This window comes from Pseudarthrobacter sp. YAF2 (assembly GCF_052113345.1).
Classification (GTDB): Bacteria; Actinomycetota; Actinomycetes; order Actinomycetales; family Micrococcaceae; genus Arthrobacter.
The window spans coordinates 65,587-86,399 of record NZ_JBFRDA010000020.1 but is presented as its reverse complement, the minus strand read 5'-3'; the positions used below and the strand labels follow the sequence as shown (position 1 = coordinate 86,399).

The following is a 20,813-nucleotide window of genomic DNA, read 5'->3' as shown; positions in this document are numbered from 1 at the left end:
TTCCTCATCGGCGTCCTCATCATGGTCTTCATCGACTCACCCCTGACCATGCTCGTCACCGCCATCGCCTCCATCCTCATGATCGCCGGCTGGTACGCCTGCCGCACCCGCATCCGCCACATCGCCGAAACCCGCGACGGCTACACCGGCACCTCCCCCGTCATCGCCAACCGGACACCCATCACGTAACCCGGACCCCGTTCCCTCCACCCTTCGAGCCAAAGAAAGAACATGACTCCAGAGCCGCAGCCCACCCTGACCGCATCCCGTCCCCAGCCCGCCGTCGTCGCCGATGACCGGAAGAACCTCCACCCAAACGCGGCGGAGCACTCGCAGCCAATCCTGAAGTCCGCCGGGCACGTCATTGTCGATTCCCTGGTGGCCCATGGCGTGGAGCGCACCTACGTTGTTCCCGGCGAGAGCTTCCTTGACGTACTGGATGGCCTGCACGGGTCCGCCATCGAAACCATCGTCTGCCGCCATGAGGGTGGGGCCGCCTACATGGCGGAGGCCGATGGCAAGATGAGCCAGCGTCCGGGGGTGGCGATGGTGACCCGCGGGCCGGGGGCGGCCAACGCCCATGTGGGACTGCACACCGCCTGGCAGGACTCGACCCCCATGCTGCTCTTCGTGGGCCTCATCCCGTTCGCCCACCGGGACCGGGAGGCGTTCCAGGAATTCGACATCAAGTCCTGGTTCGATACCGGCGCCAAACGGGTCATGGTCCTTGACCACCCGGAGCGGGCCTCGGAAATCGTGGCGGAAGCCATGTTCGCGGCCATGAGCGGACGTCCCGGACCCGTGGTCATCGGCCTGCCGGAGGATGTTATCCGCCAAGAGATCAGTCCCGAACTGCATCCCGCGATTCCAGTGGCGGCCGGCGGCATGGCCAGCACGGATGCGGCAGCGCTGGAAGCGGCGCTTGCTGAATCGAGCAAGCCCCTCTTCGTCACCGGCGGCAATGACTGGACCCAGGAAGCCGCCCTCCAGCTCACCGAGTGGCTGGAACGGCACCACATCCCGGCCGCGGCGGAATGGCGGACGCAGGGTACGGTGCCGTTCGATTCGCCGTCTTACGTGGGACCGATTGGGTACGGCCGTCCCCGGCCCACCTACGACCTGCTGGAGGAGACCGACCTCCTGGTCTTCGTGGGCACGGTGCCGGGCGACGTCATCACGGACGGCTTCCTCTGCCGGCAGGACTGGACCAAGGAGAACTTCCTGGTCACCGTGGACCCGTCGCTGCGCGGACGGTCCGGTCCGGTGTCCCGGCAGATCCTGGCCAAGCCGGAAGCGTTCGTACGTGACCTCCAGGACATCACGCTGCCGGTAAAGGACGAGTGGAAGGACTGGACGGCCAGGATGCGGGCGGAACAGGAGCGCTTCGCCGCGCTGCCTCCCGCTGCGCCGGGGGAAGGGCAGGCCAGGATGGACACCATGATGGCAAACCTGGTGCCCCGGCTTCCCGAGGACGCCGTGGTGACGTTTGGGGCCGGCGAACACACCAACTGGGCGCACCGGTATTTCCCCACCCGCCGCTATGCCTCCATGCTCAGTGCCCGCAACGGCTCCATGGGGTACTCCATTCCGTCCGCCATTGCCGCATCGCTCGCCGACCCGCAGCGGCGCGTCGTGACCATCGCGGGGGATGGCGAATTCCTCATGAATGGCCAGGAATTGGCTACCGCCGCCCAATACGGCGCCACGCCCCTGGTGGTGGTCATGGACAACCAGGAGTACGGCACCATCCGCACGCACCAGGAGCGGCACTATCCGCAGCGGGTCTCCGGCACCCAACTCAAGAACCCGGACTTCGGGTTGATGGCCACGGCGTTCGGTGGCTTCGGCATCACTGTCACCGACGACCGCGACGTGCCGGCCGCCCTGGATTCCGCCCTGGCGGCCATTGACCGGGACCGCACGTTTGCGCTGATCCACCTGGTGGTGGACCAGCGCGTCAAGGCGTACTAGGGGCCGCTTGGGTGAGCGGACGACGACGGAACTCACCCGGCGTCGTCCGCTTGGCTTTAAGCTGCCCGCCGGCAGCGCCGGTGCCGGCTACAGTGCCGACCAGCCGCCGTCGGACGCGAGGACGGCGCCGTTCACATTGGTGCCGTCCTCACTGAGCAGGAAGGTGATGGACGCGGCGAGCTGGGCGGCAGTGGCGGGCGTCGGGATGTTCGCCTGCATCAGCGGACCCAGCCGCCCTGCCGCCAGCTCCGAGCCCCAGTTCGCCTCGATATTGGTGATGGTGGCACCCGGCGCCACGGTGTTGAAGCGCAGTCCCGAGGGGCCGTACATGACGGCGGAGTTCTTGGTGAGTCCCACCACGGCGTGCTTGGAGGCCGTGTAGGCCGCCCCCGCGGCGGAGCCCCGCAACCCGGCCTCCGAGGACACGTTCACCACGGATCCCGTGCCTGCCTCCAGCATCAGCGGCACCACGGCACGGGTGAGGCGCATCAGCGCGGTGACATTGACCCGGAAGACCCGCTCCCAGACCTCGTCGTCCACCTCGTGGATGGGGGCGAAGTTGTCCATGATGCCGGCAACGTTGGCCAGCGCATCCACCCTGCCGCCGGCGGCGGCCACCACTGCCGCCACAGTGTCTTCGGTGGAGATATCACCGGCAACGGCAACCAGGTCCAGGCCCGGATTCCCGGCCACGAGGTTATCCAGCCGTTCCTTGCTGAGGTCCGCCGCGATCACCCGGCCCCCTTCCTTGGCGACGCGCAGTGCGGTTGCCAACCCGATGCCCGAGCCTGCGCCGGTGACAATCACGGTCCTGCCGGCGAACCTGCCCGCGGTGGTGGTTTCCTGCCATGCAGCTTCGTTGCCCATGATGTTCCTTCCAACAGAGGTGTGGTGCACTGCCTTCCCAAGCACTGATGGCCGGCATCGAAAACGATGCCGGCCATCAGCCAGGTTTCCGGGCTACAGCCGGTCGGTCCGGTCCTCGCCGCCCTTGTGGCCGGTCCCGCGAAGGTTCTCCTGGACCTTGCCGAACAAGTCCTTGATGGTGGATTCGGCATTGGAGATGACATCCACCGGGACGAACACCTCATGGGTCAGCGGCAGATCGTACTCGTCCTTCAGGTGGGTGCCGTTTCCCACCCCGGTCAGCGAGATGTAGACCATGGCTTCCGTCCGCGCGATTCCTGCGAGCTTGCCGAAGACCACCGTGAATTCGTTCGGCTGGAAGCTGATTGTCTGCCCGATGTGGCTGCGGCCCAGTTCACCGGCGGTGACCGCCTTTTCCGACTGGCTTCCGGTGTAGTCCATGAACTTCTCCTTCGATCGCCGACGCTTACGCAGGCAGTCTAACCCCGCCCTTGGCCATGGCACACGGCCCCCGCTGGATGGCTGCACAAGGCCCCTGGAGGCATGCACAAAGAAGTGCCGGCGTGCGTGGTCACTCCTCCATTGAGCCGGACGGCAGCGCCCCTGTTTGATGGCTTCATGGGGCGGCAGTTGCCGCCGCAGCCAAGCCGTGCAAAGGAATGCCGTGACTTCAATGACGAGCCGCGTAAAAAGCCCTGTCCGCTGGGATCCGGTAGAGATCGGGGACCCGGTGGAACTCAGAAGGAACGGACGGGCGGCCTTCAGCGGCGTGGTGGATGACAGGACGGACGACGGCGACATCGTGTGGGTGACCGCACCCGCGGGTGGCCGCCGGCTGTTCCACATCGCAGACGGCTTGGACCTGGCAGGGGTGCCGGCATGACAGAGTGCCCCGAGGACTGCCCCTACTGCACCGGGCCGGAGACGGACTGACAGTTCCCGGTTCCCGGCCGGGGTGCGCTGCCGCCGCATGGCATCCCGCGGGAGCCCTTGAGTGACCGGATCATCACGATCCGGGCATCAAATTGCCGCCAAGGCATGTGGCATCGTTGACGCGGGCAACCGGTACCGCGAAGGTGGTGCCATGAGGTCTCAGATAATTTCCCAGGCGTTTGCCATGACGACGGCGGCCGCAGCGGCAGCGCTGTTGCTCACCGCATGCGGTCCAAGCCAGCCGCAGTCCCAGACGACGACGGCGCCCGGCACCGGGCAGGCCAGCCAGTCACCCACATCGTCGGCATCCACCGCTCCGCCGGCGTCCTCCGCACCTGCCACGACGACTGCCTCCCCCGCCCCCGGCACCACCGGCGCCGGCGCGCCTGCCCTGTGCAAGGCCGCCGGACTCACGGCGGCCACCGACGCCTCGGGCGGCGGCGCGGCGGGAAGTGTCTACATGAAGCTCAACCTCACCAACAAGGGCACCGAACCCTGCCTCCTGAAGGGTTTCGCCGGCGTCTCCCTGGTGGCGGACGCCGCCGGCGCCCCGATCGGCGCACCGGCCACACGGGATGATTCCGCAGCAGTGGTTGACGTGTTGCTGGCTCCCGGCCAGACCGGCACCGCAGTGCTGCGCTACACCCAGGCGGGCAACTACATGGACTGCTCGCCGGTGGATGCCGCCGGGTACCGGGTCTACCCGCCCGAAGACACTGACTCCCTGTTCCTCCCGCAGCCCACCAAGGCCTGCACCAACGCGCAGATCACCCTGCTCTCCATTGGGGCGTTCCAGCCGGCCTGACCGGGCACGGCCCGGCGGACCTGGCCGCGACCCGGCATCCAAGCCGGGTCGCGGCGTCCAAGCCGGGCCGCGGCGTCCCCGAAAGCCGGTGTCGGTGCCTTGGGGCATGATGGAGGCATGAACCAGGAACAGCGTCCTGCCGGCAGCGCTTCCGGCGCCGCTGCGCCCATGGGCCAGTTCAGCCGCGCCACCCGGGATTGGTTCCTTGGCGCCTTTTCTGAACCAACACCGGCACAGGCCGGGGCCTGGACTGCCATCTCGTCAGGTTCGCACGCACTGGTGGTGGCGCCAACCGGCTCCGGCAAGACCCTCGCCGCCTTCCTGTGGGCCCTGGACCGCCTTCTCAGTACGGCACCGGCGGCCCCTGACCCCGCCGCGGAAGCGCCGGCCAAAGGGAAACGGACCCGCGAACCCAAACGCAAAACCCGCGTCCTCTACATTTCGCCCCTCAAGGCATTGGGCGTTGACGTGGAACGCAACCTCCGCTCGCCGCTGATCGGCATCACGCAAACAGCCAAGCGGCTGGGGCTTCCCGCACCGCTGATCACCGTCGGGGTCCGGTCCGGGGACACCCCGGCCGCGGACCGCCGGTCCCTGCTGACCAACCCGCCGGACATCCTCATCACCACCCCCGAATCGCTGTTCCTCATGCTCACCTCCAGGGCCCGCGAAACCCTCACCGAGGTGGACACCATCATCATCGACGAGGTCCACGCCGTGGCCGGAACCAAGCGCGGCGCCCACCTTGCGGTGTCCCTGGAGCGGCTGGACGCGCTGCTGTCCAAACCCGCGCAGCGCATCGGGCTTTCCGCCACCGTGGAGCCGCGGGAGCTCGTGGCCCAGTTCCTGGCCGGTTCGGCCCCCGTGGAGATCGTCGCGCCCCCGGCCAGCAAGAACTGGGACCTGACGGTATCGGTGCCGGTGGAGGACATGTCGGACCTGCAGGGCGCTGCGGGGGCGTTTGACTCCGGCCCCGCTTCCGGGCTGCAGCCACAGGCATCCATCTGGCCCCACGTGGAGGAAAAAATCGTTGACCTGGTGCTGGCCAACCAGTCCACCATCGTGTTCGCGAACTCCCGGCGCCTCGCCGAACGCCTCACCGCCCGGCTCAACGAAATCTACGCCGAACGCCAACTGGTGGCCGTAGGCGGCGGCTGGGACGACGCCGCTTCGGAAGGGCTCGACGCCGGGCCGGGCACCCCGGGGGGACCGTCGTCGGGCATTCCCGCTTCAACGGCCACGCCCGCGCACATGATGGCGCAGGCGGGCAGCTCCGCCGGGGCTGATCCGGTACTGGCGCGCGCCCACCACGGTTCCGTTTCCAAGGACCAGCGGGCGCTGATCGAGGACGACCTCAAATCCGGGCGCCTGCGGTGCGTGGTGGCCACATCCTCGCTGGAGCTTGGCATCGATATGGGCGCCGTGGACCTGGTGGTGCAGGTCGAGTCGCCACCGTCGGTGGCCAGCGGCCTGCAGCGGGTGGGCCGCGCCGGCCACCAGGTGGGCGAGGTCTCCCAGGGCGTCCTGTTCCCCAAGCACCGGGCGGACCTGGTCCATACCGCCATCACCGTGGAACGGATGCTGGACGGCAAGATCGAGCGCCTTGCCATCCCGGCCAACCCGCTGGACATCCTGGCCCAGCAGACCGTTGCGGCAACGGCCCTGGGCAGCATCGATGTGGAGGAATGGTTCAGCACCGTGCGCCGCTCCGCTCCGTTCGCGTCCCTCCCCCGGTCCGCGTTCGAGGCAACCCTCGACCTGCTGGCGGGACGGTACCCATCCGACGAATTCGCCGAGCTCCGCCCGAGGATCATCTGGGACCGGAACGCCGGCACCATCGAGGGCCGTCCCGGCGCGCAGCGGCTGGCCGTCACGTCCGGTGGCACCATCCCGGACCGCGGCCTGTTCGGCGTCTACATCATCGGCACCGAGACGGAAGGCTCGACGTCCCCGGCCGAGGACGGCAAACCGGCACGCGCCCCCAAGGGCGGCCGGCGCGTGGGCGAGCTTGATGAGGAAATGGTCTACGAATCCCGTGTTGGCGACGTCTTCGCCCTGGGCGCCACCAGCTGGAAAATCGAGGACATCACGCACGACCGGGTGCTGGTCTCCCCCGCGTTCGGCCAGCCCGGAAAGCTGCCCTTCTGGAAGGGCGACTCCCTCGGCCGCCCCGTGGACCTGGGCCGCGCCCTGGGCGCGTTCGTCCGCGAACTGTCAGCGTCCGACGTCGGGCCTGCCACCGAGCGATGCAAAGCCAGCGGCCTGGACGACTTCGCCGCCAATAACCTCATCCAATACCTAAGCGAACAGAAACTGGCCACCGAGGTTGTCCCCAACGACACCACACTGGTGGTGGAACGGTTCCACGACGAACTGGGCGACTGGCGGGTGATCCTCCACAGCCCCTTCGGCATGCCCGTGCACGCGCCGTGGGCGCTGGCGGTGGGCCAGCGGCTGCACCAGCGGTACGGCCTGGATGGCTCGGCCATGGCGGCCGACGACGGCATCGTGCTGCGGGTGCCCATGATGGAGGACGAGCCGCCCGGCGCCGAACTGTTCCTGTTCGATCCGGAGGAACTGGAGCAGATCGTCACGGCGGAGGTGGGCGGCAGTGCGCTGTTCGCCTCCCGCTTCCGCGAGTGCGCGGCGCGCGCCCTGCTGCTGCCGAGGCAGACTCCCGGCAAGCGGCAGCCGCTGTGGCAACAGCGGCAGAGGTCCGCCCAGTTGCTGGATGTAGCCCGGAAGTACCCCACGTTCCCCATCGTGCTGGAAACGGTGCGGGAATGCCTGCAGGACGTCTACGATTTGCCGGCGCTGAAGGACATCGCGGCGTCCGTGGAGCGGCGCGAGCTGCGAATCGTGCAGACCACCACGTCGCAGCCGTCGCCGTTCGCCAAGTCCCTTCTGTTCGGATACGTTGCCCAGTTCCTGTACGAGGGTGATTCACCGCTCGCGGAGCGGCGGGCTGCGGCGCTGGCCCTGGACTCCACGCTCCTGAACGAATTGCTGGGCCGCGTTGAACTCCGGGAACTGCTGGATGCGAAGGTCATCGAGGCCACCGAACGCGAGCTGCAGCGGCTGACCCCGGACCGGCGTGCGCGGGGCATGGAGGGAGTGGCCGATCTCCTGCGGCTGCTGGGCCCGCTCGCGCCGGAAGAGGCCGCCGCGCGGTTGCAGGGCACCGCCCCGCCGGAAGAGGCAGCCGAAAAAACCACCCCGGCCATGGAACCTGCCGAAACCTCTCCGGCGGTTGAGGCCGCCGAAACCGGGCAGCCCGACATCCCCGCCACCGTGCCCGAAGCGGCCGCCCACTTGACCGCCCTGCAGAGGGCCAATCGCGCCATCAAGGTCAACATCGGAGGATTTGAGCGGTTCGCAGCCGTCGAGGATGCCGCGCGGCTCCGCGATGCCATCGGCGTGCCGCTGCCCATGGGCGTCCCGTTGGCCTTCATCGAGCCGGTTGCCGATCCGCTGGGCGATCTCGTCTCCCGATACGCCCGGACCCATGGTCCGTTCACCGCAGCCGAGGCCGCCACCAGGCTGGGCCTGGGCGTGGCTGTGGTGGGCACGGCACTGAAACGGCTGGCAGCGGACGGACGCGTTGTGGAGGGCGAGTTCCGGCCCCACGTCACACCGCCGGAGGCACCGCACCAACCGGCCGGGCAGGAAACCGGGCCGGCGGACCACAGTCAGCCGGCTGATGAACCGGCACCATCGGGCAGCTCCGCACCTGACGTTCAGCACGCCATCGCCAGCGAATGGTGCGATGCGGAGGTGCTGCGCAAGCTCCGCCGCCGTTCCCTGGCCGCGCTGCGCGCCGAAGTGGAGCCGGTGGACGCCACAGCCTATGGGCGCTTCCTCCCCGCATGGCAGCATGTCAGGACCCCGGGCGGCGGCCGCGGCCAGCCCTCGCTGCGTGGCCTGGACGGGATCATCACGGCCATCGACCAGCTCTCCGGGGTCCCCGTTCCCGCCTCGGCCTGGGAGCCTCTGGTCCTGGCCAGCCGAGTGTCCAACTACCAGCCCGCCATGCTGGACGAACTCATGGCAGCAGGTGAAGTCCTGTGGTCGGGCGCCGGGTCACTGCCTGGCAACGATGGCTGGATCAGCCTCCACCTGGCTGATTCCGCGGAACTGACGCTCAACCCTGCCCCCGACTTCGAACCCGGGGACGCAGGCCGGCGCCTCCTGGACCATTTGCGGAACAACGGTGGCGGGTACTTCTTCCGGCAGTTGACCGAAGTGGCCGGCGGCATGGACGCCGTGCTCAGCGACCAGGAAGTGGTCACCGCGCTGTGGGAGCTCGCGTGGGCCGGCAGGATTACCGGCGACACGTTCGCACCGGTCCGGTCCCTGATCGCCGGGGGCCACACGGCGCACCGCCAGGTGGCGCGCGCACCCCGTGCCCGGGCGCCCCGGCTGAGCCGGCTGGGCCGCTCCCACGGTACGGGCCTGATGGGTTCTCCCGGGCCGGCCGGCGGACGGTACGGAACACAGGGTGCCGCCACCCCGGCTACGGCTGCCGGCCGCTGGTCCGCCCTTCCCGAGCCCGAACTCGATGCCACCATCCATGCCCGCGCCACCGCTGAGCTTCTGCTGGACCGCTATGGCGTGGTCACCAGGGGCTCGGTCATGGCGGAGCAGATCCTGGGCGGCTTCGGGCTCATGTACAAGGTGCTGGCACGGCTGGAGGAGGCCGGCCGGTGCCGCCGCGGCTACTTCATCGAGCACCTCGGCGCTGCCCAGTTCGCCGTTCCCGCCACCGTGGACCGGCTCCGTTCCTACTCGGAGGACACGCAACTGGCCAAGGCGGAGCCGGTAGCGCTGGCCCTCGCAGCCACCGATCCTGCCAATCCCTTCGGCGCGGCCCTCCCATGGCCTGCGCTGCGGGACGACGCCGGCACCGGGCACCGTCCCGGCCGGAAGGCGGGTGCGCTGGTAGTGCTGGTGGACGGTGCGTTGGTGCTGTACGTGGAACGCGGCGGTAAGACCTTGCTCGCGTTCAGCGATGACGACGCCGTCCTGTCGGCCGCCGGGGCCGCCCTTGTAGGGGTGGTCACCCGGGGAGCCGTGGACAAACTGATCATGGAGAAGGTGAACGGGCAGGGAATCCTGGATACCCCCGTTGCCGCCGCCCTCAGCGCCGCCGGCGCCTACTCCACGCCGAAGGGATTGAGGATCCGTGCCTGAGGGTGATTCCGTCTGGCGGGCCGCCCGCCAGCTGCACCAGGCCCTCGCAGGGCAGACGTTGCTTGCCTCTGACTTCCGGGTGCCGCGGTTTGCCACGTTGAACCTCGCCGGGTGGACGGTCGAGGAGGTGGTTCCCCGCGGCAAGCACCTGCTGATGCGGGTGGTGGGCCCGGAGGACAAACGGCTGACCATCCACTCGCACCTGAAGATGGAAGGTGCCTGGCAGGTCTATCCGCCCGGCGGAAAGTGGCGGAAGCCCGGCTTCACTGCCCGGTGCGTGCTCCGGACCGCCGCCGCTGACGCCGTCGGCTTCTCCCTGGGCATCGTGGAAGTGGTGGCCACGGCCAATGAAGACTCTATTGTGGGATTCCTCGGGCCGGACCTCCTGGGCCCGGACTGGGACCTGGACGAAGCCGAACGCCGTGTCCGGTCCCGTCCGGAGGTTCCGATCGGCGTGGCGCTCCTGGATCAACGGAATCTCGCGGGCATCGGCAACATCTACCGCTGCGAAGCCTGCTTCCTGTCCGGCGTGCACCCGGCCACTCCGGTAGCCGAGGTTGCGGATGTGCGGACCTTGATGACCGGCGCCAAGCAGCTCCTGGAGGTCAACCTGGGCCCGGGGCGCCGCGTTACGGTCCTCAATGCCCGTGGCCTCCCGGTGGGCAGGATGGCCGGCAGGCCCGGCTACTGGGTTTATGGCGGGGAGCGCCGGCCATGCCTCAAATGCGGCACTCCCATCCAGCGCGGACTCCTGGGCAAACCCAACGGCGAGGAGGAGCGGGACATCTATTTCTGCCCCAAGTGCCAGCCAGCGCCGGCCTGACACCGGAAGCCGGCCTGGCAACAGCAGGGATTGCCGGCACTCAGCAGTTGGCGGGCGCCGGCTTGCTTGCCGCTTTCGGCTCCGCTGCGGGAACCATGAAGCGCGGCAGCAGCACGTGGACCAAGGGGCCGATGGCCAGGGCATAGACAACCGTGCCCACGCCCACGGAGCCGCCCAGCAGCCAGCCGACGGCCAGCACAGTCACCTCGATGAGCGTGCGGGACAGCCTGACGGACCAGCCGGTGCGGCGGGCAAGTCCCGTCATCAGCCCGTCCCGCGCGCCAGGCCCGAAGCGTGCCCCGATGTAGCACGCGGAGGCGATGCCGTTCAGCACGATGGCCCCGGCGAGGAGGCCGATCTGGCCGGCCAGGAGGGACACCGGCGGGATCAACGCCAGTCCGATGTCCGCAAACACCCCCACCAGCACGGCATTGCACAGCGTGCCGAAGCCTGGCCACTGGCGCAGCGGAATCCAGAGGAGCAGCACCAGGAAACTCACCACGATGACCACCACGCCGATGCTCAGCCCGGTCCGGTTGGCCACGCCCTGGTGGAACACATCCCAGGGGTCCAGGCCCAGGCCGGCGCGGATGAACATGGCCAGCGAGATGCCGTACATGGCGAGGCCGGTGAAGAGCTGGAGGAGTCTGCGGGTCATCATGAAACAACCATTCCACGCAACTGGCATTGGAATACATAGCCAGTTTGAGATACTGGCTATATGGCTGCCCTCACGCCCCAGGCTTTGTCCCGCCTCCTTGGCCCATGGAACAGCGGAACCGGGCCGGCTTACCGCGAGCTGGCGGATGTGGTGCGGCTCCTGATTCTTGACGGCCGGATAGCGCTGGACACGGCCCTGCCCAGCGAGCGCTCACTCTGCACCGTCCTGGGGGTCAGCCGGACAACCGTCACGGCGGCGTATTCCAGCCTCCGGAACCAAGGCTTCCTGAGCACCGGCCAGGGCAGCCGCGGCAAGACCCGCATCCCCGAACTGACCCCGTTCGGGCCGGCGCTTTTCGGTCCCCAGCCCCAGTCCACCGTCCCGCTGGCGGCGCCGGGCCTGACCGCCCCCGAAGGACTGATAGATCTCGCCTATTCCGCGCTGCCGGCCAGCGGCGAAGTGGTGCACCGGGCCTTTGCCGCGGCACTGACGGAGCTCCCGGCCCTGCTGCCGGGGTTTGGCTACGACGCCTTGGGCCTGCTGCCGTTGCGCCAGGCGGTGGCGGACCGGTACACGGCCGCCGGTGTGCCGACCCAGCCGGGGCAGATCATGGTGACGTCCGGAGCCCAGCACGCCTTGACCATCATCATCCGCACCCTGGCCGACCGGCAGGACAGGATCATGGTGGAGCACCCCAGCTATCCCCATGCACTGGATGCCATCCGTTCCGCCCGGTGCCGCCCCGTCCCGGTGGCCTTTGCCGAGTCGGGCTGGGACCTGCCGGCCCTGGAATCCGCCTTGCTCCAGCAGCGGCCCAAGCTCGCCTACCTGGTGCCGGACTTCCACAATCCCACCGGCATGATCATGCCCGACGAACAACGCCGCCGCCTGACCCGCGCGGCAGCCGTATCGGGAACAGTGCTGGTGGCGGATGAAACACTTCGGGACCTCAACCTGGACGGGGTCGCCACCACTCCGCTGGCCGGCTTCAGCGGCGCCGTCGTATCCATCGGCTCGCTGAGCAAGTCGCACTGGGGCGGCCTGCGCACCGGTTGGATCCGCGCATCGGAACCGATGATCCAACGCTTCGCCGCAGCGCGCACCACACTGGACCTGGGCGGCCCCGTCATGGAGCAACTGGCCGCCGCCCACCTGGTGCGGGCACGCGAGGAGCCGCTGCCCGCACTCTTGCACAGGCTGCGCCGCAACCGGTCAACTCTGCTCGCCCTCCTGGCGGAGCACCTGCCTGCGTGGCAGACGATGCCGCCGGCCGGCGGCCTCTCGCTCTGGTGCAGGCTTCCCGCCCCCATCAGTACGGCACTGACGGTCCTGGCACCCGAATATGGCATCAGGCTCGCGGCCGGACCCCGGTTCGGGATCGGCGGCGCGTTCGAACGCAACCTGCGCCTGCCGTTCACCCTCGCCCCGGAAAAACTGGAGACGGCGGTCCTGGGACTCCGGGCCGCCCAGGACCGGCTGGACGCCGCTCCCCAGCTTCGCCGGTCACTGACCCACGCCCCCGCCGTCGCCATTGCCTGACGAGGCCTCCGGAATCGCCGGAGGTGTGTGTGACCGCCGGAGCGGTACGGCGACCCCGCACCGCTCCGGCGATTGGGGCGCCTAACGGTTGTCGGGGGCTACGCGTACACGCGCTCCAGGAACCCGGCCCACGCCTTGGCCGTGGTCTCCGTATCACCGGCTCCGCTGAAGTCGTGCACCGTCATGCCCACCGGGGCGCCGAAGGCGTTGCGGCCGAAGAAACGGTACAGGGCGTCCTGGGTGCGCAAGCCCAGGAAGTGGTCATTCGAGAAGTCCACCTCGCCCGCCAGCCGCCCCACGGCGTCGAGCTCCACGTCAACCGTGTCCCCCTCCCCGGCGGATCCCAGGCCCAGCGCTTCGCGCAGCCGGGCGAACCCGTCCGGGACCTGCGAGGCCGCGGGGGCCTGGATGTCGGTGAACACCACGGAACGGCCATCGAAGTACTGCAGGTATTGGCCCAGCGTGTGCAGGTAGAACTCGGTGTGGCGGCTGGCGCCGTCGTACTGCTCATCCCAGTTGTCGGCAAAGATGCCGCTGTGGACGTAGTGCAGGCGTGCGCGGCCACCGTCCAGTGGTTCCAACACGTGTTCCAGCTGGTTGTACCAGCCGTCCGGGCCCTCCATCCTGGATACCAGGTGGCTGGGGTACTCCTCCACGGTCCTCACGGCCGGCCACTGGTCCGTGGGGAACATCCACGCCGGGGTCCCGGTGGTGACGGCTTCCCACACCCGCTCTGGCGTGCCGGGAAGCTCAGAGTCGTAAACGATTTCGAAGTCGCGCTTGTTGTTCATTTGTCCTGTTCCTTGCCTGGAGTGGGTTCGTTGGTTTTGGTTTCTTTAAGAGCGGGGTGCAGGGCCACCACGAGCCGGTGCCGCCGCCCTTGTGGCGACCCGGCGTCGTGGTACTTGTCCACCAGCCGGGTGACCTCCACGCCGAGCTCCTCGGCGAAGGCGGCCCGTTCGGCGGCGGTGCGGAAGGTGACCTCGCCGTCGATGGCGAACGTTGCCAGTTTCTGCCGGGCAGCGGCGGCACCGGCTATCAGCTTGCCCACCTCCTGGACCATCCGGCCGGCGAGCGCCAGTAGCCAGAATGCGGAGAAGCGGTCTGAGAACCGGCGCGGGTCCGGGGACACCGAGGCCAGCGCGGACGGCGAGATCAGGTAGGAGGCCGCGGTGGCTTGGAGGACCCGTTCAGTGACGTTTCCCTTGCGGCGTTCCTCCACCAGTTCCACCAGGCCATGCCGCTCCAGCGCCTTGAGGTGGTAGTTGACCTTCTGCCTGGGCAGGCCCACCCGAACAGCCAGCTGCGTCGCAGAACCGGGCCGGACCAGCTCCCGCAGAATGCTGGTGCGGATGGGATCCAGCGACGCTTCAGCCGCGGCCGGGTCTTCGATAACGGCGATTTCCTCCATGCCTCCATTGTCGTTACCGACAACTTTTGTTGTCAAGAACTTTTTTATCGTCGGACATTCAAGGCCGTCCGGTTCCGGGAAGGCCGACCTGCAGCCCCCGGTAGAATAGGCCGGTGATGCAATCCCCCCTCCCCGTGCGCGACGGCGTCAACGCCACCCGCCTGCGGCTGCCGGAGGAGGGTCCGTGGGACACTGCGATGGACTACATGATGCACCGCTGGGGCCACATCGATCCGCAAGGCATCGAGGACCGGTTCGACGCCGGCGAGATCGTGGGCGAGGGCGGCATCCCCCTGGACCGCTCCACCCCGCTGCGGGACCACACGTTCATCTGGTACTACCGCACGCTGCCGCCCGAGACCCGGCTGCCCGTGGAACTGAGCATCCTGCACCAGGACCACCACCTGCTGGTGGTGGACAAGCCGCACTTCCTGCCCACCACTCCCGGCGGCACCTACATCCAGGAGTCCGCCCTGGTCCGGCTGCGGAACCAGCTGGACCTGCCGGACCTGATCCCCATGCACCGGCTGGACCGGATGACCGCCGGGGTCCTGCTCTTCTCCACCAACCCGCAGACCCGGGGCAATTACCAGGTGCTTTTTGAGAAGCGGCAGGTGCAGAAGGAGTACGAGTGCGTCTCCGCCGCAGAGCCCGCGCCGGGGCACCCCGCCGTCGACTTTCCCGTGGTGGTCCGCAACCGGATGACCAAGTCCCGCAGCTACCTGCTGGCGGAAGTCGTTGACGGCGAGCCGAACGCGGAGACCAGGATCGAGCGGCTGGAAACGTTCGACGGCGGCGGCCCGGCGGGTGCCGCGGGCAGCGGTGGCAGCGGCGCCGGCGGGCGGCGCCTGGCCAGGTACCGGCTGGAACCGCACACCGGCAAGACCCACCAGCTGCGGGTGCATATGGCCTCGCTGGGGCTGGGGATCGTCAATGACGCCTTTTACCCGCACCTGCTGGACAAGGCCCCTGACAACTACGCCAAACCCCTGCAGCTGCTGGCCCGCGGCATCCGGTTCGTGGATCCGATCTCCGGCCGGCCTGTCGAGTACCGCAGCGCCCTGGAACTCAGCGAAGTTCTCCCAGCACGTCCCTGAACACCGCTTCAACCCCGGCCGTGTGGAGTACGAACTCCACCAGCTCCAGGTCACTGGCCGGGTGCAGGACCTGGAATCCGGCCAGCGCGTCGAGTGCTGCCTGCGCGACGGCCTCCGAAGCCCAGCCGTAGGCGCCCGCACCCACCGCTGGAAACGCCAGTCCGCGGGCGCCCAGGGTGTCGGCCAGCCGCAGGCTTTCGCTGAAGCAGGACACCAGGAGGGCCCGGTTGGTCTGCCCGGCATGCCGGTTCGGGCCCACCGTGTGGATGACCCAGCGGGCCGGCAGCCGGAACGCGGCCGTTGCGACGGCGGCGCCGGTCTGCAGTCCATGTGGGAGGTCGGATGCCCGCAGCTGACGGCACGCCGCCAACAATTCAGGACCGGCCGCCCGGTGGAGCGCCCCGTGCACTCCCCCGCCGCCCAGCAAGGACGAGTTGGCGGCATTGACCACGGCATCCACCCGCCGTTGCGTAATATCGCCCTGCAAAACCGAGATCCGCATGCCGCCAGTTTCCCACTCCACCATGCGTTCCGGACACCGCAGGCGGCGACAATATCCGACCTGGGAAGGTGCCCGTCACAGGCACCGCCGGCCCGGCAAAAGTGCGGTACCTTGTGGCAATGGACAACGGCTACGCTGACAGCTGGGGGGCGGCCCTCTATTTCTGGGTCATCCCGCTGGTGATCGGCGACGCCATCTTCCCACCCATCCCGTCGGAGATGGTGGTGATTACCGGCGGCGCATTGTCCGCGGACGGCCGGGCCAACGTGTTCCTCGTATTCGTGCTCGCCGCACTGGCGTCCTGGCTTGGCGACATGATGGTGTTCCACCTGTTCCGCCGACGGCTGAGCCACGTGCTGGACCGCTGGAAATGGGGCCGCCGGGTGCACGCGGGCATCCATGCGGCACTGGCCAAGGCCGGGCGTTCGTCCACCTACGGCACCATCATCGGCGCCCGGTTCATCCCGGGCGGCCGGCTGGCAACGTCGGCAGCGTCCGGCGTCGCAAATGTCTCCGTCCGCGGGTTTGGCCTGTGCGCCGGGCTCGGAGCGGTCCTGTGGGCGTGCTGGCTGGTCGGGCTGGGGTATTTCACCGGTTCAACCACCCGGCTGCCGTTCTGGGCCAGCTCCCTCATCGGGGTGGCCGTGGGCCTGGTGATCGGCGCCGTCGTGGGGCTCATCGTCACCCGCAGGCGCGGCGACCGGTCCCCGGTGGAGGACGAGCCCATTCCGGACGCAGGCTAGACGGGCAGCCACTTGCCACGGCTGCGCCGCAGCACGCTGAGCGTACCTGTCAGCGCAACGCGTTCGACGGCGTCGCGCATCATGGCTGCCGACTCCACCGCCTGCCGGTTCTCCCCGCTGTACTCGGTGGCCTCCACGAGGAACCGAAGGTTCAGCTGCGGTACCCCGCCGGCAAGCTGCAACTGGTGCGCTTCCACGTGGTGGCGGGTGCCCAGCGCCTCCACGGCGGCGTCCATGACGGACTCCGGCGGATTGCCCGGCCGCAGCCCGGTGATCTTGAGGCGGGTCTGGAAGGAAGGCATGCCCCCACCCTATCCAAACCCCCGCTCACATCCGGCAGCTTTTCCTGCGACCCCCGCTCACTCTCTTCAGAAGAGTGAGCGGGCGTCGCAGGAAAAGCCGCCAAAGGTGAGCGGGCGTTTCTAGCCGGTGTTGCGGAGGCCTGCGGCAACACCGTTGACGGTGATGAGCATGGCCCGCTGGAGGCGCTCGTCGATCTCGGCTCCGCTGATTTCCGCCTCGGTCCGGATTCGGCGCATCAGTTCCACCTGCAGGTAGCTGATGGGATCCAGGTACTGGTCGCGGATCTCCAGGGAACGTTTCAGCGTGGGCTGGGCGTCCAGGAGCAGGTTCTCCCCGGTGAGCCTGCGGACCTCGGCCACCGTGAGCTCGTACTCCGCCCGGATGGTGCGGAACAGGTGGTGCAGTTCCTCCGGGACCAGGGTGGACACGTAGTAGCCGGCGATGTCCATGTCCGTCTTGGCGAGGGTCATCTCCACGTTGGACAACACGGACCGGAAAAAGTTCCAGTGGTCCATCATCTCCACCAGCTGGGCGGAGTGTCCGGCCTCCCGGGCGGCCTTGAGCCCGGAACCCACGCCGAACCAGCCGGGCACGATCTGCCGCGACTGCGTCCAGCCGAACACCCACGGGATGGCCCGCAGTCCGCCGAGCCCTGCACCCGAATCCGGACGCTTGGACGGGCGGGAGCCGATGTTGAGCGAGCCGAGCTGCTCCACCGGGGTGGACGCCATGAAGTACGCGGGCAGGTCCGGGTGGTCGATCAGCTTCCGGTACCGGTCAAACGCGGCATCCGAGATGGCTTCCATGACGTGTCCGTAACGCTCCCGCTGATCCTCCGAGGTCCGGGGGTTGCGGTGCAGGGCCGAACCCTGCAGCACCGCGGCCAGCGAGAGCTCCAGGTTCTCCCGGGCAAGCTCCGGCAGCGAGTACTTGTCCGAGATGACCTCGCCCTGCTCCGTGAACTTGATCTCGCCTTCCAGGACGCCGTTGGGCTGGGCCAGGATGGCGTCATACGTGGGCCCTCCGCCGCGGCCCACGGAACCGCCGCGGCCGTGGAACAGGCGGACGCGCACGCCGTGCTTGGCGGCGATATCGCGCAGCTTGCGCTGGGTCTTGTGGATTTCCCACTGGCTGGTCATCACGCCGGATTCCTTGTTGGAATCCGAGTAGCCCAGCATCACCTCCTGGACGTCGCCGCGCAGCCGCACCAGTTCCCGGTAGGAGGGATCGGACAGCAGCTGGTCGACGATCTCGGCTGAGGCCCGCAGTTCCTCCACCGTTTCCAGCAGCGGCGCGAACCCGAGCTTGGCGTAGGGCTTGTCACCGAAGAGGTTCACCAATCCGGCTTCGCGGGCCAGCACCGCGGCGGCGAGGACGTCGTCGGCGCCGCGGGTCATGGAGATGATGTAGGTTTCGATGACGTCCGGGCCGTACATGCGCAGGGCCCGGCGGATCTCACGGAAGACGTCATACGTGCCGTCCGCGGCGCCGTCGAGCTTGATCGGGTGGCCGGACAGCGGACGGCGGGACGCCAACTCGGAGCCCAACACCTCGAAGCGCTCCTCGCGGCTGAGCTCCGCGTAGCGGAGGCCGGGGCCGCCGATCCGGTCCATCAGCTGCCCGACGGCGTCGTGGTGGTGGTCGGCGTGTTCGCGGATGTCCAGGGTGGCCAAGTGGAGTCCGAAGGACGCGATGGCGCGGCGCACCCGGGCCAGCGAGCCGTCTGCGGCCAGGGCTGCGGAGTGGTTCCGCAGCGAGAGTTCCAGCAGGTGCAGGTCCGCCATGAGTTCATCGGTAGCGTTGTAGTCACGCCCGTGCTCGTGGTTGGAGTTCACGGCCACCCGCTTGCCGGTGTTGATGAGCTTGGCCTTGATGCAGGTGAGCTTCAGCCGGTAGGGCTCCTGCGCATTCAGTTCAAGGACCCGCTTGTCCAGGCCGGGCAGGTTCTTCAGGTCCGTGTCGATTGAGTCGAGGAGCGCCTGGTCGGCACCTGCCAGGGCCGTGGAGTTGGACAGGACGGAGATCAGTTCATCGATCATGCCGATGCTGATCCGGATGGCGCTCTGGTTCTGGATCTGCAGGATCTCCCGAGTCACGGCTGCGGTGACGTTCGGGTTGCCGTCGCGGTCACCGCCGATCCAGGAACCGAACCGGATGGGCGCGTCCTTGGCCGCCAGGCTGACGCCGTGCTCGCCCAGGAGGTCGGCGAGTTCGGACAGCATGTGCGGCATGGCGTCGGTGAGGATGCCGCCCAGGTAGTAGATGGCGTTGCGGGCCTCATCCACGGGCGTGGGCCGGACCTGGCGCAGCTCGTCGGTCTGCCACATCTGGTCGATGATCTCGGCCAGCTGCCGGTCCTGCCGGCGCCGCGCCGTGGACCCCTCTGCGGTGGACCGGGACAGCACGTCGGAGATCTTGCGGATCTTGTCCAGGACCGAGCGGCGGGAAGCTTCGGTGGGGTGCGCGGTGAAGATCGGGCGGACGTCCAGCCCGTTGACTACCTCCTGCAGGACGTCCGGGCCCGCCTGCGCGGCGATGTCAGCCACGGTCTTGGCCAGCCAACCGTCCTTTTCCGCACGGTTGCGCAGGCCGCGGACCCGGTGGACCTGTTCGGCGGCGTTGGCCAGGTGGAAGTAGAACGCGAAGGCACGCACCAGGTCGGTTGCCTGCTCGATGGGCAGGGAGCCGAGCAGCTCGCGGACCTGGGCGACGACGTCGTGCGCGCTCCAGGGGCCGGTGGCGTCCGCACCGCCACGTGCGGCTTCCTTGGATTCTTTGGTCAGTAGCCGGACCTGTTCCACGAGGTTCAGGAGTTCGGGCCCGTGCTGGCGGACCAGGGATTCTCCCAGCAGGGTGGAAACGCGCCGGACGTCTGCGCGCAGTTCGGAGGCGAGGTCGGATTCGGGAGGTGTTGCAGTGTGAGCCATGGAAGCTATCTTTCGAGGGTTTCGGACTTGGCTCGTACACTGCGCTGGATACTGTGAGCCACGTTACTAGCTAAAGATGCTACCCCCGGTGCGGCGCCGCAGTGGAATCTGTCTCAAAAGATGTCAGCCCGGGCGGAATGAACGCGAAATACGGGTGGTTGTAGCGTGGGCATACGCAACCGGAAGGAACCATGTCCACCACCACCGCAGCCAAAGTCGAGCGCTGGCAGCGCTTCCGCACCAACCGGGACAACGCGCTGGCAGCCCCGCACGGCTGGCTCACCCTCACCTCCTTCCAGTGGCTCGAGAACTCACCCGCCGCCGTCGACCTCGCCCCGGGCCTGTGGTCCACTGACGGCACAGGCACGACGGCGGTCCTCACCGCGGTCCCGGCGGACGGGCTGACGCTGGTGGAGACGGGGGAAAAGGTGGACGGCACCGTGTCCGCCGTCCTCGCGGACGAGGAGTCCCTGATGTGGGTGCAGTTCGGCGGGGCGGCCGGGGATCAGGTGGTGGTGGAACTGGCCATGCGCGGCGGGCGGTACGCGATCCGCACCCGGGACTCGGCCTCGCCGGTGTTGACGGATTTCGATGCCGTGCCCATCTATCCCTACAACCAGGAATGGGAAGTAACGGGCCGGTTCGTGCCCTACCCGGAGCCGGTGGACGTGCCGATCGGCACCGCAAATCCGCTGGTGGACGGCGTGCACCGCAGCGTGGGTGAGGTGGTCTTCGGCCTCCCCGGCAGCAGCCACGAGTTCCGGCTCCAGGCCGAAGAGGAGAAACTCGGCGCCCTGACCGTCACCTTCCACGACGAAACGAACGGCGACACCACGGACGACTGGCGGAAGCTCTCGCTGCCCCGGCCCCGCCCGGACGGCTCCGTGGTGCTGGACTTCAACCGTGCCATCAACTACCCGAGCGCCTTCACGCCTTACGGCACCTGCCCGATGCCGGTGAAGAACAACAGCCTGGACATCCGCGTGGAGGCCGGCGAGAAGCAGCCCTACCCGGGCGGGTGACCGGTTTCGACAGGCTCAA

17 protein-coding genes and 1 pseudogene are annotated in these 20,813 nt (G+C 68.5%); 10 read left to right on the top strand and 8 right to left on the bottom strand.

Features of this window, described 5'->3' with window-relative positions; all coding sequences use genetic code 11:
* Positions 1-189: pseudogene (locus AB4Y79_RS18975) on the top strand (amino acid permease); the annotation flags it as partial.
* Positions 190-231: 42 nt separating this feature from the next.
* The gene (locus tag AB4Y79_RS18970; protein ID WP_441865139.1) at positions 232-1,971 is read left to right on the top strand and encodes a thiamine pyrophosphate-dependent enzyme; all 1,740 of its coding nucleotides are present in this window, start codon (positions 232-234) and stop codon (positions 1,969-1,971) included.
* An 87-nt stretch (positions 1,972-2,058) separates the two neighbouring features.
* Here AB4Y79_RS18970 and AB4Y79_RS18965 read toward each other — a convergent pair whose 3' ends face one another.
* Positions 2,059-2,838, bottom strand: a complete 780-nt coding sequence (locus AB4Y79_RS18965; protein ID WP_441865137.1) for an SDR family NAD(P)-dependent oxidoreductase — start codon at positions 2,836-2,838, stop codon at positions 2,059-2,061.
* A 93-nt stretch (positions 2,839-2,931) separates the two neighbouring features.
* On the bottom strand, positions 2,932-3,279 hold the full coding sequence (locus AB4Y79_RS18960) for a hypothetical protein (RefSeq protein WP_441865135.1): 348 nt from the start codon (positions 3,277-3,279) through the stop codon (positions 2,932-2,934).
* A gap of 232 nt (positions 3,280-3,511) precedes the next feature.
* Between AB4Y79_RS18960 and AB4Y79_RS18955 the strand changes: the two genes are divergently transcribed.
* The 4 genes from AB4Y79_RS18955 (at position 3,512) to AB4Y79_RS18940 (ending at position 10,589) form a co-directional block, all read left to right on the top strand.
* Entirely contained in the window at positions 3,512-3,721 is a 210-nt protein-coding gene (locus AB4Y79_RS18955; RefSeq protein ID WP_441865150.1) for a hypothetical protein, read from the top strand.
* 201 nt (positions 3,722-3,922) lie between these two features.
* A complete protein-coding gene (locus AB4Y79_RS18950) occupies positions 3,923-4,576 on the top strand; it encodes a DUF4232 domain-containing protein (RefSeq protein WP_441865132.1) in 654 nt (217 codons plus the stop codon).
* 117 nt (positions 4,577-4,693) lie between these two features.
* Positions 4,694-9,766, top strand: a complete 5,073-nt coding sequence (locus AB4Y79_RS18945; protein ID WP_441865129.1) for a DNA glycosylase AlkZ-like family protein — start codon at positions 4,694-4,696, stop codon at positions 9,764-9,766.
* Complete coding sequence (locus AB4Y79_RS18940) at positions 9,759-10,589, top strand: Fpg/Nei family DNA glycosylase (RefSeq protein WP_441865126.1); 831 nt, start codon at positions 9,759-9,761, stop codon at positions 10,587-10,589. Before AB4Y79_RS18945 ends, AB4Y79_RS18940 begins: the two co-directional genes overlap by 8 nt.
* A gap of 40 nt (positions 10,590-10,629) precedes the next feature.
* Here the strand turns inward: AB4Y79_RS18940 and yczE are convergent, their stop codons facing one another.
* A complete protein-coding gene (gene yczE, locus AB4Y79_RS18935) occupies positions 10,630-11,250 on the bottom strand; it encodes a membrane protein YczE (protein ID WP_441865123.1) in 621 nt (206 codons plus the stop codon).
* A gap of 60 nt (positions 11,251-11,310) precedes the next feature.
* Here yczE and yczR point away from each other — a divergent pair, with 60 nt between their 5' ends.
* Positions 11,311-12,789 carry a MocR-like transcription factor YczR gene (gene yczR, locus AB4Y79_RS18930; RefSeq protein WP_441865120.1) on the top strand — a complete coding sequence of 493 codons (1,479 nt, stop codon included), beginning with the start codon at positions 11,311-11,313 and terminating at the stop codon, positions 12,787-12,789.
* A 98-nt stretch (positions 12,790-12,887) separates the two neighbouring features.
* On the opposite strand, the gene AB4Y79_RS18925 is transcribed toward yczR, so the two are convergent.
* Together AB4Y79_RS18925 and AB4Y79_RS18920 are read right to left on the bottom strand one after the other, a co-directional pair.
* A complete protein-coding gene (locus AB4Y79_RS18925) occupies positions 12,888-13,580 on the bottom strand; it encodes an SRPBCC domain-containing protein (RefSeq protein ID WP_441865117.1) in 693 nt (230 codons plus the stop codon).
* On the bottom strand, positions 13,577-14,200 hold the full coding sequence (locus AB4Y79_RS18920) for an ArsR/SmtB family transcription factor (RefSeq protein WP_441865114.1): 624 nt from the start codon (positions 14,198-14,200) through the stop codon (positions 13,577-13,579). The genes AB4Y79_RS18925 and AB4Y79_RS18920 overlap by 4 nt, the downstream gene beginning before the upstream one ends.
* A gap of 116 nt (positions 14,201-14,316) precedes the next feature.
* Between AB4Y79_RS18920 and AB4Y79_RS18915 the strand changes: the two genes are divergently transcribed.
* A complete protein-coding gene (locus AB4Y79_RS18915) occupies positions 14,317-15,297 on the top strand; it encodes an RluA family pseudouridine synthase (protein WP_441865147.1) in 981 nt (326 codons plus the stop codon).
* Here the strand turns inward: AB4Y79_RS18915 and AB4Y79_RS18910 are convergent.
* Positions 15,269-15,799: an O-acetyl-ADP-ribose deacetylase gene (locus tag AB4Y79_RS18910; protein ID WP_441865111.1), complete on the bottom strand. Its 531-nt coding sequence runs from the start codon at positions 15,797-15,799 to the stop codon at positions 15,269-15,271. The two genes, AB4Y79_RS18915 and AB4Y79_RS18910, sit on opposite strands and share 29 nt — an antisense overlap.
* A gap of 119 nt (positions 15,800-15,918) precedes the next feature.
* Here AB4Y79_RS18910 and AB4Y79_RS18905 point away from each other — a divergent pair, with 119 nt between their 5' ends.
* Positions 15,919-16,542: a DedA family protein gene (locus AB4Y79_RS18905; protein ID WP_441865108.1), complete on the top strand. Its 624-nt coding sequence runs from the start codon at positions 15,919-15,921 to the stop codon at positions 16,540-16,542.
* Here the strand turns inward: AB4Y79_RS18905 and AB4Y79_RS18900 are convergent.
* Positions 16,539-16,844, bottom strand: coding sequence for a hypothetical protein (locus AB4Y79_RS18900; RefSeq protein ID WP_441865105.1), 306 nt, complete (start codon positions 16,842-16,844; stop codon positions 16,539-16,541). The two genes, AB4Y79_RS18905 and AB4Y79_RS18900, sit on opposite strands and share 4 nt — an antisense overlap.
* A 120-nt stretch (positions 16,845-16,964) precedes the next feature.
* Entirely contained in the window at positions 16,965-19,772 is a 2,808-nt protein-coding gene (gene ppc, locus AB4Y79_RS18895) for a phosphoenolpyruvate carboxylase (protein ID WP_441865102.1), read from the bottom strand.
* A 191-nt stretch (positions 19,773-19,963) separates the two neighbouring features.
* Between ppc and AB4Y79_RS18890 the strand changes: the two genes are divergently transcribed.
* Complete coding sequence (locus tag AB4Y79_RS18890; protein WP_441865099.1) at positions 19,964-20,794, top strand: DUF1684 domain-containing protein; 831 nt, start codon at positions 19,964-19,966, stop codon at positions 20,792-20,794.
* Positions 20,795-20,813 lie beyond the last annotated feature (19 nt).